Raw genomic sequence first — 14,016 nt, 5'->3', positions numbered from 1 at the left:
CACGCGCTAACCTCAGCGCAGATGCAGGAGGGCGCATGACTGGAGCTTCTCGTCTCAGCCGCCGCAATCTGCTGGCGATGATCGGCACCACGGCCGGCAGTGCCGCGATGTACCACGCGATGACGACGCTCGGCTTCGCGCAGGAATCGCCGTTTCGCGGTGAGCCGAGATTGTCCGGCGCGCCGAAAGGGTCGTCCGTTCTCATTCTCGGCGCGGGTCTCGCCGGGATGGTGGCGGCGCTCGAGCTACGCAAGGCCGGGTACAAGGTTCAGATCCTCGAATATCGCGAGAAGGCGGGCGGGCGCTGCTGGACGCTGCGCGGCGGCGATACCTACACGGAGCTTGGTGGATTCAAACAGGAATGCCGCTTCGACCAGGGGCTCTATCTCAATCCGGGGCCGTGGCGCATTCCGTATCACCACCACGCAGTTTTGCATTACGCAGCAAAGCTCGGCGTGAAGATGGAGCCGTTCACGCAGGTGAATCACAACGCCTATGTGCATTCGGCGAAGGCCTTCGGCGGCAAGCCGAAGCGATTGCGTGAGGTGAATTCGGACTTCAACGGACATGTTGCGGAGCTGCTCTCGAAGAGCACGAGCCAAGGCGCGCTCGATCAAAGCGTGACGCAGGAGGATCGCGAGAAGCTTCTCGCCGCGCTGAAAGGTTGGGGTGCGCTCGATCACGACTATCGTTACGTCGCGGGCGGCGAGACCAGCGAGCGGCGCGGTTACGCGGTCGACCCGGGCGGCGGCGCGGTGGCCCCGCCGAAGCCGTCCGAGCCGATGGCGCTGCAGGATCTCGTGCGCTCAACGCTCTGGCGTCATCTCTCGACCGGCGCGCTTTACGAGTTTCAACAGTCGCTGTTCCAGCCGGTGGGCGGCATGGACATGATCGCCAAGGCCTTCGAGCGCGATGTCGGAAAGCTCATCACCTACAACGCGAAAGTGACGGAGATCGATCAGGACGCGAAGGGTGTGACGGTGCGCTACGTCGATGCGCAGAAGGCCGGAGCGGTGCGCACGGCTCGTGCCGATTGGTGCCTCTGCACGTTGCCGTTCAGCATTCTGAGTCAGGTGAAAACGCGTGTCTCATCGAAGATGCAGGGCGCAATCGATGCGTTGCCTTACACGGCGTCGGTAAAAGTGGGGCTGCAGTTCAAGCGACGATTCTGGGAACAGGACGATCACATCTACGGCGGCATCTCTTACACGGATCTGCCGAATACGCTGATCTCGTATCCGAGCACGGATTACTTCAGCAAAGGCAAAGGCGTCGTGCTTGGCGCGTATTCGTGGGAGGCGTGGGCCTACGAATTCACCTCGCTGCCGCCGGCCGAACGCATCAAGAAAGCGCTAGAATACGGCGCTCAAATTCATCCGCAGTATTTGAAGGAGTTCGATAACGGCGTTGCTGTCGGTTGGCATCGCGTACCGTGGACGCTCGGCTGTTACGGCGATTGGACTGATGCGCTGCGCAAAGAGCACTACGACGCGGCTGCCGCTATCGACGGGCGCATCGCGATGGCGGGTGAACATATTTCGTATCTGCCGGGCTGGCAGGAAGGCGCGATTCTTTCAGAACTCGATGCGATCACGCGATTGCACCAGCGCGCGGTCGCGAGCTGAGGGCGCATGATGAAAAAATTACTCGCGCTTCTGTTTGCAATGTTCAGCGGTGTTGCTTTGGCGGCCGACTCCGCTGGTTTCGACGACGAGCGGAAGATCGCGCCGCGTGACGGCGAAGCGATCTACCGCGCGATCTGTCAGGGCTGCCATATGCCGAAAGGCGAGGGCGCGGTCGGTGCCGGGGCTTATCCGGCGCTGGCGAAAAACGACAAGCTCGAAGCTGCGGGATATCCGATTTATCTCGTCGTGAGAGGTCAGAAGGCGATGCCACCGCTCGGCGTTTATCTCGACGACGAGCAGGTCGCCGCGGTGGTGACGTATATCCGGACGAACTTCGGCAACAGTTATAAGGAAGCGGTGTCGCCGGACGATGTGAAGTCCGTGCGGCCGTAGTGAGTCAGGGAGCAGGGCATCCATCCGTCCTCATCCTGAGGAGCGGCCAGTTCGGCGGAGCCGACTGGCCGCGTCTCGAAGGACGAGGACGGCCGTACTGATTTATGCGTAGCGGCCTCGATCCTTCGAGACGCGCGGCTTTGCCGCGCTCCTCAGGATGAGGGTAGATGTCATGCGTTGACGCGAAAAACGGCCCGCCTGAAGCTGCCCCAAAGGGCACCAGGGCCATGACGGAGTGCTAACGGTCAGGATGGAATCTATGAGAATGCAAATCATTGCAGCCCTTGTGTCGCTTGTCGCCACCGGCGCGTTTGCGCAAGACGTCAAGCGGCATCCCATTCCGAACTCGACATTCCCGATTGCGCGTGCCGTCGAAGTGCCGGGCGGTCTCACCACCGTCTATGTCAGCGGCATGGTGCCGCCACTCGTCGACGACAAAGCCGACAAGAACAGCGCCGATGCTTACGGCAGCACGGAGACGCAGACGGTCGGCGTCATCAAGATCATCGAGGCGACGCTGAAGGATATCGGCCTGACGCTCGGCGATGTCGTGAAGATGCAGGTGTTTCTCGTCGGCGATCCCAGAATGGGCGGCAAGATGGATTTCGCCGGTTTCATGAAGGGCTATACGCAATTCTTCGGCACACCCGCGCAGCCGAATCTGCCGGCGCGATCCGCGATGCAGATTGCCGGATTGATCAACCCGGGCTGGCTGGTCGAGATCGAAGTGACGGCGGTGCGGAAGTAGTCTTCGCAGCACCAATTGCCGTCATGGCCCGGCTTGTCCGGGCCATCCACGACTTACTTGCTTGAGATGCTGCTAAGACGTGGATGGCCCGCATGAAGCGGGCCATGACGAACGATAGGTTCGAGTTTTATTCGGCGACGGCACCGTGCTCCGACGCTTCGAGATTGAACGCTGCGGCGAAGAGTGCGCGCGTGTAATCGCTCTGCGGATTTTTGAAGACATCCTGCGCCGGGCCTTCTTCGACGACCTTGCCATGGCGCATGACGACGAGGCGGCTCGCCAGCGCCGCAACAACGCGCAGGTCGTGCGAGATGAACATGTAGGTAAGGTCGCGTTTCTTCTGCAGTCCGCGCAACAAATCGACGATTTGCGACTGGATGATCATGTCGAGCGCGCTGGTCGGCTCGTCGAGCATGATGAAGGTCGGCTCCAGCACGATCGCGCGCGCGATCGCGATGCGCTGACGCTGACCGCCGGAGAATTCATGCGGATAGCGGAAGCGCGTATCGGGATTGAGACCGACTTCTTTGAGCGCCTGCACGACGCGCGCGTCACGCTCGTCAGCGGACAGTTGCGGCTGATGGACGCCGAGGCCTTCCTCGATGATTTCCGCAACCGACATGCGCGGCGAAAGCGAGCCGTAGGGGTCCTGAAAGACGATTTGCATGTCGCGGCGATGCGGCCGCATCTCTTTGAACTTCAGCCCCTGTAGGGGGTTGCCGAGGAAAATGATCGGACCATCCGACGAAATTAGGCGCAGCATGGCAAGACCGAGCGTCGTCTTGCCGGAACCGGATTCGCCGACGACGCCGAGCGTCTCGCCCTTGTGGACCGCGACCGTGACGCCATCGACCGCCTTGACGTGGCCGACGGTGCGGCGGAGCACGCCGCGTTTGATCGGGAACCAGACCTTGAGGTCCTTCGCTTCCATCACGACCGGCGCTTGCGGCTGGGCGGGCGCGGGATCGGGCTTCGGTTCGGCGGCGAGGAGCAGCTTCGTGTAGCCATGCTGCGGTGATTTGAAGACGTCGGCGGTCGCGCCCTGTTCGACGATCTTGCCGTTCTGCATGACGCAGACGCGATCCGCGATGCGGCGCACGATGCCGAGATCGTGCGTGATGAACAGCATCGCCATGCCGAGCTTCTTCTGAATCTCTTCGAGAAGCTTGAGGATTTGCGCCTGCACGGTGACGTCGAGCGCGGTGGTCGGCTCGTCCGCGATCAGCAAATCCGGCTCGTTGGCGAGCGCCATCGCGATCATGACGCGCTGGCGCTGACCGCCGGACATCTGATGCGGGTAACTGCCGAGACGGCTCTCGGGGTCAGGGATGCCGACTTGGTTCAGTAATTCGAGAATGCGTGTGCGCGCGGCCTTGCCGGTGACGCCCTTGTGCAGTTCGAGGATCTCGGCGATCTGCTGCTCGATCGTATGCAGCGGATTGAGCGAAGTCATCGGCTCTTGGAAGATGATCGTGATGTCGTTGCCGCGCACGCTGCGCATGTCGCGCTCGGTCGCGACGATCAGTTCCTTGCCCTTGAACGTGATGGTGCCGCTCGGATGGCTTGCGGCCGGGTAAGGCAGCAACTTCATCACCGACAGCGCGGTGACGGATTTGCCCGATCCGGATTCGCCGACCAGCGCGACGGTTTCGCCCTTGTTGACCTCGAACGAGACGCGGTCGACCGCCGTGGTGACGCGGCCGCCGGCGCGGAAGGCGATGGAGAGATCGGAGACTTGCAGCAGAGGAGCCATCACGATCACCCAAACGTCTTGCGCGGATCGAAGGCGTCGCGCACCGCCTCGCCGACGAAGATCAACAGCGACAGCATGATCGCGACAGTCGCGAAGCCGGTGAGGCCGAGCCACGGCGCATGCACGTTGGCTTTGCCCTGCGCCAGCATTTCGCCGAGCGAGGGCGAGCCGGGCGGCAGGCCGAAGCCGAGGAAGTCGAGCGCGGTCAGCGTCATCACGGCGCTGGAGAGGACGAAGGGCAGCATCGTCATCGTGGCGACCATCGCGTTCGGCAGCAGGTGGCGGAACATGATGGTCTTGTTGCCGACGCCGAGCGCGCGCGCCGCTTGGATGTATTCGAAGTTACGGCCGCGGAGGAATTCGGCGCGGACGAGACCGACGAGCGAAACCCAAGAGAACAGCAGCAGAATGCCGAGCAGCACGAAGAAGCCGGGCACCAGCACCGACGAGATGATGAGCAGCAGATAGAGATACGGGATCGAGGTCCATATCTCGATGAAGCGTTGGAAGAGAAGATCGACCCAGCCGCCGAAGTAGCCCTGTACGGCGCCGGCTGCGACGCCGACGATGGACGAGACGATCGTCAGCGTGAGGCCGAATAGGATCGATATGCGGAAGCCGTAGAGTATGCGCGCGACGACGTCGCGGCCCTGATCGTCAGTGCCAAGCCAGTTTTTCTCGAGCCCCGAACAACCGCTGACGCCCTTCTTCTCCGCGACCGCTTTGCATTGCTCTTCGGAGAGCATCCAGGTCGGCGGCGAGGGGGCGGGGGTCGGCAAATCGAGATTGTGCGTCGAGTACGAGTAACGGATCGGCGGCCACAGCATGAAGCCGTTCTTCTCGGCGATCAGCTTCTGCAGGAACGGGTCGCGATAGTCGGCGCCGGTTTCGAAATCGCCGCCGAATGTCGTCTCCGTGTACGTTTTGAAGATCGGGAAATACGAGTTGCCGTCGTAGCGGACGTAGAACGGCTTATCGTTGGCGATCAGCTCCGCGCCGAGCGAGACGATGAAGAGCACGAGGAAAATCCAGAACGACCAATAGCCGCGGCGATTGGCTTTGAAGCTTTCCCAGCGGCGGCGGTTGATCGGTGAGAGCCTGCCACGCTTCGGCGTGACGACCGGCCCCGGCGGCGCGACATGCTCTTCGCGCGGCGGCGCGACCAGCGGCGCGAGAGGCGCGTCTTTGACGTCGCTTGCGGTGGGCTGCAACGACATCAGACTTCTCTCGTCTCGAAATCGATGCGCGGATCGACCCACGTATAGGTGAGGTCGGAAATCAGCGCGACGATGAGGCCGATGATCGAGAAGATGTAGACGGTCGCGAAGACGACCGGATAATCGCGGTTGAGCACGCTCTCGAAGCCGAGCAGGCCGAGCCCGTCGAGCGAGAAGATGTTCTCGATCAGCAGCGAGCCGGAGAAGAAGGCGTGGACGAAGGCGCCCGGGAAGCCCGCAATGATGATGAGCATCGCGTTGCGGAAGATGTGGCCGTAGAGCACTTGCGTCTCAGTGCAGCCCTTCGCGCGTGCCGTGAGAACGTACTGCTTGCGGATTTCGTCGAGGAAGGAGTTCTTCGTCAGCAGCGTCATGGTCGCGAAGGCGGAGAGCGACATCGCGATCAGCGGCAGCGTGAGGTGATGGAAGTAGTCGAAGATCTGCTTGTACCACGGCATCTGCCAGAAGCCGTCGGAGGTGAGCCCGCGTAACGGGAACCACTGGAAGAACGAACCGCCCGCGAACAGGATGATCAGCAGGATCGCGAAGAGGAAGCCCGGAATCGCGTAACCGATGACGATGACGCCGGAGGTCCAGACGTCGAACTTCGAGCCATCGGAGACGGCTTTGCGAATGCCGAGCGGGATCGAGATGAGATACGTCAGTAGCGTCACCCAGATGCCGAGCGACATCGAGACCGGCAGCTTCTCCTTCATCAGCTGCAGAACGCTGACGTCGCGGAAGAAGCTTTTGCCGAAGTCCGGGCACGTCTCCGGCGCCGGATCGGAGGCGATCCCCCGCAACTTGTCGACTGCGCGTTCGATGAAGTGCAGGCAGTTGTAGTTGCGGATCATGATCCAGAAGCGCGTTAAAGCCGGCTTGTCGTAGCCGAATTGCTTCTCGAGGCTCTTGATGAAGGCCGGATCGAGCCCCTGCGAACCGCGATACTTCGACGAAAGTTCGCCGCCGCCCGGTTGCATCGGTTGATTGCCGCCGAAGTCGCCGCCTTGGCCGCCGCCGATGCGCGATGTTGCGCCGGTGTCGGCGCCAGTGACGCGCGCGATCACGCGCTCGACCGGACCGCCGGGTGCGAATTGGACGACCCCGAAAGTCACCACCATGATGCCGAACAAGGTCGGGATCATCAGAAGCAACCGGCGGATGATGTAGGCGGCCATATCTTGTTATCTGGTCCTGTTAGCCGGCGCGGTCGGTCTTCGCCGCTTTGTCGCGATCGTACCACCAAGTTTCCATAACGCCGCGCGCATATTTCGGCTTCGCGGCGGGACGCGAATAGAGGTCCCAATAAGCGATCCAATGGCTCGCCTTGTTCCAGTGCGGCACCCAATAGCGATTGGCGCGGATGACCCGGTCGAGTGCGCGAGCCGCAAAAACGAGCTCGGGGCGCGTGTCGGCCGCGATGATCTTCTCGATCAGCATGTCAATCGCGGGATCCGCCATACCGGCGAGATTGCGTGAACCCTTGATGGCGGCGGCTTGCGAAGAGAAGTAAGTCCGCAACGAGTCGCCCGGCGTCGTCGAGAAGGAGAAGCGCTGCACCGTGGCGTCGAAATCGAAGTCGTCGAGGCGACGGCGGAATTGTACCGCGTCGACTACGCGCAACGTCGCGTCGATCCCGATCGTCCCGAGATTCTTGATGAACGGCATGTGATGCGGCTGGAACGTCGGCTCATCGATGAGGAATTCCAGCGTCAGCTGTTCGCCCTTGGCGTTACGACGCTTCCCGTCGCGAATCGTCCAGCCGGCATCGTTGAGCAATTGCGTGGCCTTGCGCAGCGACACGCGGTCAGCACCCGAGCCGTCACTCACGGGCGGCAGATAAGGCTCACCGAAGACGTCGTCCGGCACCTTGCCGCGGAAGGGTTCGAGCAGCGCCATCTCTTCGGCGCTCGGCTTCCCGGTCGCCATCATGTCGGAGTTTTGGAACACCGAATGCGTGCGGTTGTACGAGCCGTACATTAAGTTCTTGTTGGTCCATTCGAAGTCGAAGGCGTTGATCAGCGCTTCGCGAACGCGTCGATCTTGAAACCTCTCGCGTCGCGTGTTGATGAACCAGCCTTGCGCTCCGGACGGCGTCTCGTCGACGAGAACTTCGCGTTTGACGCGGCCATCTTTCATGGCGGGAAACTCGTAACGGGTTGCCCAAATTCGCGACGTAAACTCTTCGCGGAAGAGGTAGCTTTTGCCCGTGAAACCCTCGAAAGCGACTTCTCGGTCGCGATAGTATTCGTAGCGGACAACGTCGAAATTCAGTTGGCCGCGCATGATCGGCAGATCGGCACCCCACCAATTCTTTACGCGCTCGAATTCGTTGTAGCGTCCTGCCTCGAAGCGACCCACGCGATAAGCGCCGGAGCCGAGCGGAATATCGAGCGATGTCGAATCGAAAGTTTTCGTTGCGTAGTAGGCACGCGAAAATATCGGCAGCGTCGCGGCATAAAGCGGCACGTCGCGAGCGCGTTTCTCGGCAAAGCGTAGCGTTACGCTCGCATCGTCGTCGGCCTTAGCTTCGACGAGGTCGCGCAACATCTGCTGAATATTGGGGTGCCCCTTCTCCTTCAGCGTTGTCAAAGAGAAGACGACGTCGTGCGCGGTGAGCTGTGTTCCGTCGTGAAACTTTGCCTCCGGACGAAGCAGGAATGTATAGGCCAATTTGTCGGCGCTGACCCGAACGGCACGTGCCGCCAGACCGTAAATCGCGTCCGGCTCGTCGGTTGCGCGCGCCATCAGGGTTGCGAAGGTCAGCTCCATGCCTTGCGCGCCGTCGCCGTTGAGAATGTAGGCGTTAAGCGTGTTGAAGGTCAGGAAGTTCTGATTGTAGGCGATGGTCGTTTTGATTTCGGAAAAGATGCCGCCCTTCGGCGCTTGCGGATTGACGAAATCGAGCTGTTTGAAGTCGGCCGGATATTTCAGATCGCCGAAGATCGAGAGACCGTGGGTCTCCGTCGCTTCCTGCGCGGCGAGACGGCCGGGCAGTGTCGAAGCCGCGAGTGTCGCGGCGCTGGCGATGAGAAGATCACGGCGGCCTAATTTCATCACACCTCTCGATCGCATCGTGAGTTTTTCCTCAGGATGAGGGTGGAGCTAGGCTGTGCGATCCGCATAACAGCGATCACGAACGTCCGCCGGTCTTGGCGGCTTTCGCGGCGTCCCACCACCAGATGTTCGGGAAGGCGGAGGCGCCGTATTCCGGCATCTTCTCGGGATGGGCGAAGCGGTCCCAGCGCGCCGTGCGCGCCTTGCCGTAAGTCCATTGCGGGATGACGTAGAAATTCCACATCAGCACGCGGTCCATCGCGCGCGTTGCGGCGACGAGTTCTTCGCGGTTCTTGGCGAAGATGATCTTTTCGATCAGCGCATCGACGGCCGGGTTCTTAATGCCAACGTAGTTGCGCGAACCCGCCTGATCGGCGGCTTTCGAGCCCCAGAAGTAGAGCTGTTCGTTGCCGGGCGATAGCGACTCGGGCCAGTTCGCGACGATGATGTCGAAATCCCAGCTACGCATGCGGTTTTCGTATTGCGAGTCGTCGATCGAACGTACCGACATCGTCACGCCGAGGCGGTCGAGTGACGGCTTCATGAAGAGCGCGACGCGTTCGAACGTCGGCGAGTTCAGCAGGATCTCAATCGTGAAGGGCTCGTTCGTCTTCACGTTGACGAGCTTGCGATCGCGGATTTCGTAGCCGGCGTCCTTTAAGAGGCGCGTTGCTTCGCGAAGATTGTTGCGCGTCGCTTCGGCGGAACCAGTCTGCGGCGAACGGTACGGCTCAGTGAAGACCTCCGCCGGGACTTTGTCGCGCACCGTTTCGAGGATCTCGAGTTCCTTGCCGGTCGGCAGCTCCCATTTGCGGCCGTCGGTTGCGTCGTTCCAGGCGAGTTCGGTGCCTTTGAAGTAGCTGTCGATACGGATGTACTGCCCGTAGAACATCGTTTTGTTGATCTCGTCGAAATCGAAGGCGAGACCAAGAGCGCGGCGGACGCGGATATCCTGAAACTTGTCGCGGCGCGTGTTGAAGGCGAAGGCCTGCATCATCCCCGAATTGCGGATGACAAACTCTTCGCGGACAACGCGGCCTTCGCGCGTTGCCGGGAAATCGTAGGCGGTCGCCCAATCCTTCGCGCTGTTCTCGCTGCGATAGTCGATCTGGTCGCCCTTGAAGGCTTCGAGTGCGACAGTGGAGTCGCGGAAATAATCGTAGCGCAGCTCGTCGAAGTTCTCACGGCCGACATTTACCGCCAGGTCCTTGCCCCAATAATCCTTCACGCGCTCGTAGGTGATGCTGCGGCCGGCCTCAAAACTCTTGATGCGGTACGCACCGCAACCGAGCGGCGGCTCCAGTGTCGTTTGGCTGATGTCGCGCTGGCGGCCCTGCGCGTCCTTGCCTTCCCACCAGTGCTTGGCGATGACGTTGAGCTGGCCGAGGATCAGCGGCAATTCGCGATTGCCTGCTTGATCGAACGTGAAGGTGATTTCGCGTTCGCCGGTCTTCTCGGCTTTGGTGACGTGACGATAATAAGCACCGAGCTGCGGATCGAGCTTCTTCGTCGCGTCGAAGGAGAAGATGACATCCTCGACCGTTACGGGCTTGCCGTCATGCCATTTCGCTTCGGCGCGCAGACGGAACTTCGCCCACGAAAAATCGGGCGGATGCGCGACGGCTTCGGCGAGCAAGCCATACTCGGTCGAGACTTCGTCTTGCGAGCCGGTCAGCAGCGTGTCGGAGGTCTGCAGGATGCTGCCCGCGATCGACCCTTTGACGGACGCGATGACGAAATTGAAGTTGTCGAAGGTGCCGGTTGCGGCCAGGCGGACAGTTCCGCCCTTCGGGGCATTCGGATTGACGTAATCGAAGCGCTTGAAGTCGGCCGGATATTTCACGCTGTCGAACAGCGAAAGCGCGTGCTTCCAGGGGACGGAGTCTTGAGCCTTGGCGGAGCGCGGAAGGGTCAGGGCGGCCGCGACGGCGGTGGTGCCAGCCAGGACGGATCGGCGCGTTAGCGCGGGCGTAAAACTCACATCAGGCTCCGGTTGGTGGGTGAGGACCTCACCGTCGCGGCCGATTATGACGGTTTTTCGATGTGTCGCCAGCTTTCGGGGCCTTGCGGCCCCGAGCGCTTCAACTTGTCGCGACTTTTACGCGGAACGCGGGATTATTTCTTTTCGGCGGCCTGCGGGATCGCCTGCGGGTGATCCGACTTCGAATTCAGGAAGGCGATGAGGTCGGCGCGCTGGCCGCCACGGGCCATGCCGGCGTAGCTCATGTTGGTGCCCGGAACGAAACCGCGCGGGTTCTGCAGGAACTTGTCGAGATCCTCGAAAGTCCATTCGCCGCCCTTACCCTTCATCGCTGCCGAGAAATTGAAGCCGCGACCTTCGCCCTTCTTCTCGCCGACGACGCCATAGAGATTCGGGCCGACTTTGTTCGGCTCGCCTTTGTTGAAGGTGTGGCAGGTCTGACAGACTTTCGCGGCGTTTTCGCCCTTGGCAACATCGGCCTTGGCGAGCAGCTGCGCGATCGGAACTTCGGGCTCGGCCGGTGCCGCAGGACCGCCCGCGGCCGGCGCTTCCGGAACCACGATCTCGTAACCCGGCTTTTCGACCTTCTTCGGCGTGTAAATCGCGCCGGCTGCGATGTTCAGAGAGAGGACGCAGAGGCACGTGAAAAGGATAGCGCCAAAAACCTTGTTCAGCTCGTAGGAGTCCATCGCAGAAAGGCTCTCTAAAAATCAAAACGTCAGGCGGGCATATTGCACCGCGGCCAGCCATGCTGATAGCCGGTTTGCGGCACTTCTGGCAACCCGTATAAGCGACGCAGAAAGCGTCTTTGTTTCCGGGATTTGCGACCCCTCTTTAGAAAGCCGTTCCGTGATGTCCGCCACGCGTGCACTCGTTCTTATTCCGGCCCGTATGGCGGCTTCGCGTTTGCCGGGAAAACCGCTCGCGGACATCGGCGGCGAGCCCATGATTGTGCACGTTCTGCGACGTGCAGAAGAGGCGAATATCGGGGAGGTTGTGGTGGCGACCGACTCGGGCGCGATCGCGACGGCGGTCGAGAAGGCCGGAGGCCGCGCCGTGCTGACGCGGTCGGATCATGCGAGCGGGTCGGATCGCATCGCGGAGGCCGCCGATATCGTCGATCCGGAGCGAAAAGCCGAGCTGATCGTCAATATTCAGGGCGACCGGCCGACCCAGGCACCGCACGAGATCCGCGCGGCCCTGGACCTCATGGACGATCCTGCGGTCGATATCGGCACGATCGCGGCCGTGATCACGAAAGAGGCCGAAAAGACGGACCCCAACGTGGTCAAGGCGATCGGCACGCCGATCGGCCCTAACAGATTGCGATCGTTGTACTTTACGCGGGCAACGGCACCGTCGGGCGACGGGCCGCTGTACTTCCATATGGGCCTTTATGTGTATCGCCGGGCGGCATTGGCGAAATTCGTTGCTCTGCCGCCGTCACCGCTCGAGCAGCGGGAGCGCCTGGAACAGCTCCGCGCGCTGGAAGCCGGGATGCGGATCGATATTGCGGTGGTGCAGTCCGATCCGCTCGACGTGAACACGCCGGAAGACCTGGAAGCTGCGCGCAAAGTGCTCGGGCGTTGACTTGGCTGCTGCCTGTCCGTAACGCAGCACCCGTCATGAAACCAAAAATCGCATTCCAGGGTGAACTCGGCGCCAACTCGCACATCGCGTGCGAAGAGCGCTTTCCTCAGTATGAAGCGCTGCCGTGCGCGACCTTCGAGGACGCGCTGACCGCCGTTTCCTCCGGCGAGGCGGAACTCGGCATGATCCCGATCGAGAATTCGATCGCGGGCCGCGTTGCCGATATCCACCACATGTTGCCGCACGCGAATCTGCACATCATCGGCGAACATTTTCTGCCGATTCATTTTCAGCTGATGGCGCCGCGTGGCGCGAGCCTGGCGACGATCAAGACCGCCGAGAGCCACATCCATGCGCTCGGCCAGTGCCGCAACATGATCCGCAAGCTGGGTTTGCGCGCGACCGTCGCGGGCGATACGGCGGGTGCGGCGCGGATCATCTCGCAGTCGGGCGATAAGACGCGCGCCGCGCTGGCGCCACGTCTCGCCGCGAAGATCTACGATCTCGATATCCTCGCCGAGGACGTCGAGGACGAAGCGTCGAACACGACGCGCTTCGTCATTCTCTCGAAGGAGCCAAAGCAGGCAAAGTCCGGCAACGGTCTCGTGATCACGACGTTTGTCTTCCGTGTGCGTAACGTGCCGGCCGCGCTGTACAAAGCGATGGGCGGTTTTGCGACCAACGGCATCAACATGACGAAGCTGGAAAGCTACATGGTCGAAGGCAATTTCTTCGCCACGCAGTTTTATGCCGACGTCGAAGGGCATCCGGACGATCGCGGCCTGCAGTTCGCGCTCGAGGAGTTGCAGTTCTTCTCGAAGGAACTGCGTATCCTCGGCGTCTATCCGGCGCACGAATTCCGCGCGACGTTCCGCGAAGCGAAGGACTAGGCCTTCGCGGGAATCGTCAGGCCCTTCTCGACGGCAGGGCGTTTGACGAATTCCGCGAGCACGCGATCGACATTCTTGAAGTCGCTGCGGCCGACGAGATCGCCGGCTTCGTAGAAGCCGTAGAGATTGCGGATCCACGGGAAGATGGCGATGTCGGCGATCGAATAGTCGTTGCCGAGCACCCATGCCTTGCCGTCGAGATGTTTGTCGAGGACGCCGAGCAGGCGCTTCGATTCGTTGACGTAGCGATCGCGCGGGCGCTTGTCTTCGTAGTCCTTGCCCGCGAATTTGTTGAAGAAGCCGAGCTGACCGAACATCGGCCCGATGCCGCCCATCTGGAACATCACCCACTGCAGCGCGTGATAGCGGCCGGCGGCATCCTGCGGGATCAGCTTCTTCGTTTTGTCGGCGAGATAGACGAGGATCGCGCCGGATTCCCATAGCGGTAGCGGTTTTCCATCGGGTCCATTCGGATCGATGATCGCAGGAATTTTGTTGTTCGGGTTGAGCGAGATGAATTCCGCCGACATCTGATCGTTGGTCTCGAAATCAACGCGATGCGGCTCGTAAGGGAGGCCGACTTCTTCCAGCATGATCGACGCTTTCACGCCGTTCGGCGTCGGCAGCGAGTAAAGCTGAATGCGGTCCGGATGTTTTGCGGGCCACTTCTTCGTGATGCGGAAAGCGGAAAGATCGGACATTGCGTATTCCTCGGCCGTGTCGGTTGCGGCTGAGGTATGCCGGATGATCGCGAGCGCAAGC

At 61.3% G+C, this 14,016-nt stretch carries 11 protein-coding genes and 2 pseudogenes; 5 read left to right on the top strand and 8 right to left on the bottom strand.

Annotation, left to right across the window (positions count from 1 at the left end; all coding sequences use genetic code 11):
* The first annotated feature begins 35 nt into the window (after positions 1 to 35).
* From GJW30_RS03530 to GJW30_RS03520, 3 genes are all read left to right on the top strand, one after another.
* Positions 36 to 1,625 carry a flavin monoamine oxidase family protein gene (locus GJW30_RS03530; protein ID WP_096351700.1) on the top strand — a complete coding sequence of 530 codons (1,590 nt, stop codon included), beginning with the start codon at positions 36 to 38 and terminating at the stop codon, positions 1,623 to 1,625.
* 6 nt (positions 1,626 to 1,631) lie between these two features.
* The gene (locus GJW30_RS03525) at positions 1,632 to 2,018 is read left to right on the top strand and encodes a c-type cytochrome (RefSeq protein WP_096351698.1); all 387 of its coding nucleotides are present in this window, start codon (positions 1,632 to 1,634) and stop codon (positions 2,016 to 2,018) included.
* Between the two features lie 265 nt (positions 2,019 to 2,283).
* Positions 2,284 to 2,766: a RidA family protein gene (locus tag GJW30_RS03520; RefSeq protein ID WP_245408642.1), complete on the top strand. Its 483-nt coding sequence runs from the start codon at positions 2,284 to 2,286 to the stop codon at positions 2,764 to 2,766.
* A gap of 127 nt (positions 2,767 to 2,893) precedes the next feature.
* Here the strand turns inward: GJW30_RS03520 and GJW30_RS03515 are convergent, their stop codons facing one another.
* The 7 genes and pseudogenes from GJW30_RS03515 to GJW30_RS03490 form a co-directional block, all read right to left on the bottom strand.
* Complete coding sequence (locus GJW30_RS03515; RefSeq protein WP_096358635.1) at positions 2,894 to 4,519, bottom strand: ABC transporter ATP-binding protein; 1,626 nt, start codon at positions 4,517 to 4,519, stop codon at positions 2,894 to 2,896.
* Between the two features lie 5 nt (positions 4,520 to 4,524).
* Entirely contained in the window at positions 4,525 to 5,736 is a 1,212-nt protein-coding gene (locus tag GJW30_RS03510) for an ABC transporter permease (RefSeq protein ID WP_096351692.1), read from the bottom strand.
* Positions 5,736 to 6,497: pseudogene (locus GJW30_RS23170) on the bottom strand (ABC transporter permease subunit); the annotation flags it as partial. The pseudogene GJW30_RS23170 and the gene GJW30_RS03510, both read right to left, overlap by 1 nt.
* A gap of 89 nt (positions 6,498 to 6,586) precedes the next feature.
* Positions 6,587 to 6,914, bottom strand: a pseudogene (locus GJW30_RS23165) (microcin ABC transporter permease); the annotation flags it as partial.
* Between the two features lie 19 nt (positions 6,915 to 6,933).
* Positions 6,934 to 8,796 carry an extracellular solute-binding protein gene (locus tag GJW30_RS03500; protein WP_165391637.1) on the bottom strand — a complete coding sequence of 621 codons (1,863 nt, stop codon included), beginning with the start codon at positions 8,794 to 8,796 and terminating at the stop codon, positions 6,934 to 6,936.
* Positions 8,797 to 8,869: 73 nt separating this feature from the next.
* Positions 8,870 to 10,774, bottom strand: coding sequence for an extracellular solute-binding protein (locus GJW30_RS03495; protein WP_096351685.1), 1,905 nt, complete (start codon positions 10,772 to 10,774; stop codon positions 8,870 to 8,872).
* Positions 10,775 to 10,908: 134 nt separating this feature from the next.
* Entirely contained in the window at positions 10,909 to 11,463 is a 555-nt protein-coding gene (locus tag GJW30_RS03490; RefSeq protein ID WP_096351683.1) for a c-type cytochrome, read from the bottom strand.
* 163 nt (positions 11,464 to 11,626) lie between these two features.
* Here GJW30_RS03490 and GJW30_RS03485 point away from each other — a divergent pair, with 163 nt between their 5' ends.
* Entirely contained in the window at positions 11,627 to 12,364 is a 738-nt protein-coding gene (locus GJW30_RS03485; protein WP_096351681.1) for a 3-deoxy-manno-octulosonate cytidylyltransferase, read from the top strand.
* Between the two features lie 35 nt (positions 12,365 to 12,399).
* A complete protein-coding gene (locus GJW30_RS03480) occupies positions 12,400 to 13,254 on the top strand; it encodes a prephenate dehydratase (protein ID WP_096351679.1) in 855 nt (284 codons plus the stop codon).
* Here the strand turns inward: GJW30_RS03480 and GJW30_RS03475 are convergent.
* Positions 13,251 to 13,955 carry a glutathione binding-like protein gene (locus tag GJW30_RS03475; RefSeq protein WP_096351678.1) on the bottom strand — a complete coding sequence of 235 codons (705 nt, stop codon included), beginning with the start codon at positions 13,953 to 13,955 and terminating at the stop codon, positions 13,251 to 13,253. The two genes, GJW30_RS03480 and GJW30_RS03475, sit on opposite strands and share 4 nt — an antisense overlap.
* Positions 13,956 to 14,016: the final 61 nt, after the last annotated feature.

The sequence above is a fragment of the Variibacter gotjawalensis genome (genome assembly GCF_002355335.1).
GTDB classification, from domain to species: Bacteria; Pseudomonadota; Alphaproteobacteria; order Rhizobiales; family Xanthobacteraceae; genus Variibacter; species Variibacter gotjawalensis.
This window is presented reverse-complemented; position numbering and strand designations above follow the sequence as displayed.

What these genes read in the sequence shown, in the direction of transcription:
- GJW30_RS03530 (WP_096351700.1), top strand. Translation starts at nt 36, where the DNA reads ATGACTGGAGCTTCTCGTCTCAGCCGCCGCAATCTGCTGGCGATGATC.
- GJW30_RS03525 (WP_096351698.1), top strand. Translation starts at nt 1,632, where the DNA reads ATGATGAAAAAATTACTCGCGCTTCTGTTTGCAATGTTCAGCGGTGTT.
- GJW30_RS03520 (WP_245408642.1), top strand. Translation starts at nt 2,284, where the DNA reads ATGCAAATCATTGCAGCCCTTGTGTCGCTTGTCGCCACCGGCGCGTTT.
- GJW30_RS03515 (WP_096358635.1), bottom strand. Translation starts at nt 4,519, where the DNA reads ATGGCTCCTCTGCTGCAAGTCTCCGATCTCTCCATCGCCTTCCGCGCC.
- GJW30_RS03510 (WP_096351692.1), bottom strand. Translation starts at nt 5,736, where the DNA reads ATGTCGTTGCAGCCCACCGCAAGCGACGTCAAAGACGCGCCTCTCGCG.
- GJW30_RS03490 (WP_096351683.1), bottom strand. Translation starts at nt 11,463, where the DNA reads ATGGACTCCTACGAGCTGAACAAGGTTTTTGGCGCTATCCTTTTCACG.
- GJW30_RS03485 (WP_096351681.1), top strand. Translation starts at nt 11,627, where the DNA reads ATGTCCGCCACGCGTGCACTCGTTCTTATTCCGGCCCGTATGGCGGCT.
- GJW30_RS03480 (WP_096351679.1), top strand. Translation starts at nt 12,400, where the DNA reads ATGAAACCAAAAATCGCATTCCAGGGTGAACTCGGCGCCAACTCGCAC.
- GJW30_RS03475 (WP_096351678.1), bottom strand. Translation starts at nt 13,955, where the DNA reads ATGTCCGATCTTTCCGCTTTCCGCATCACGAAGAAGTGGCCCGCAAAA.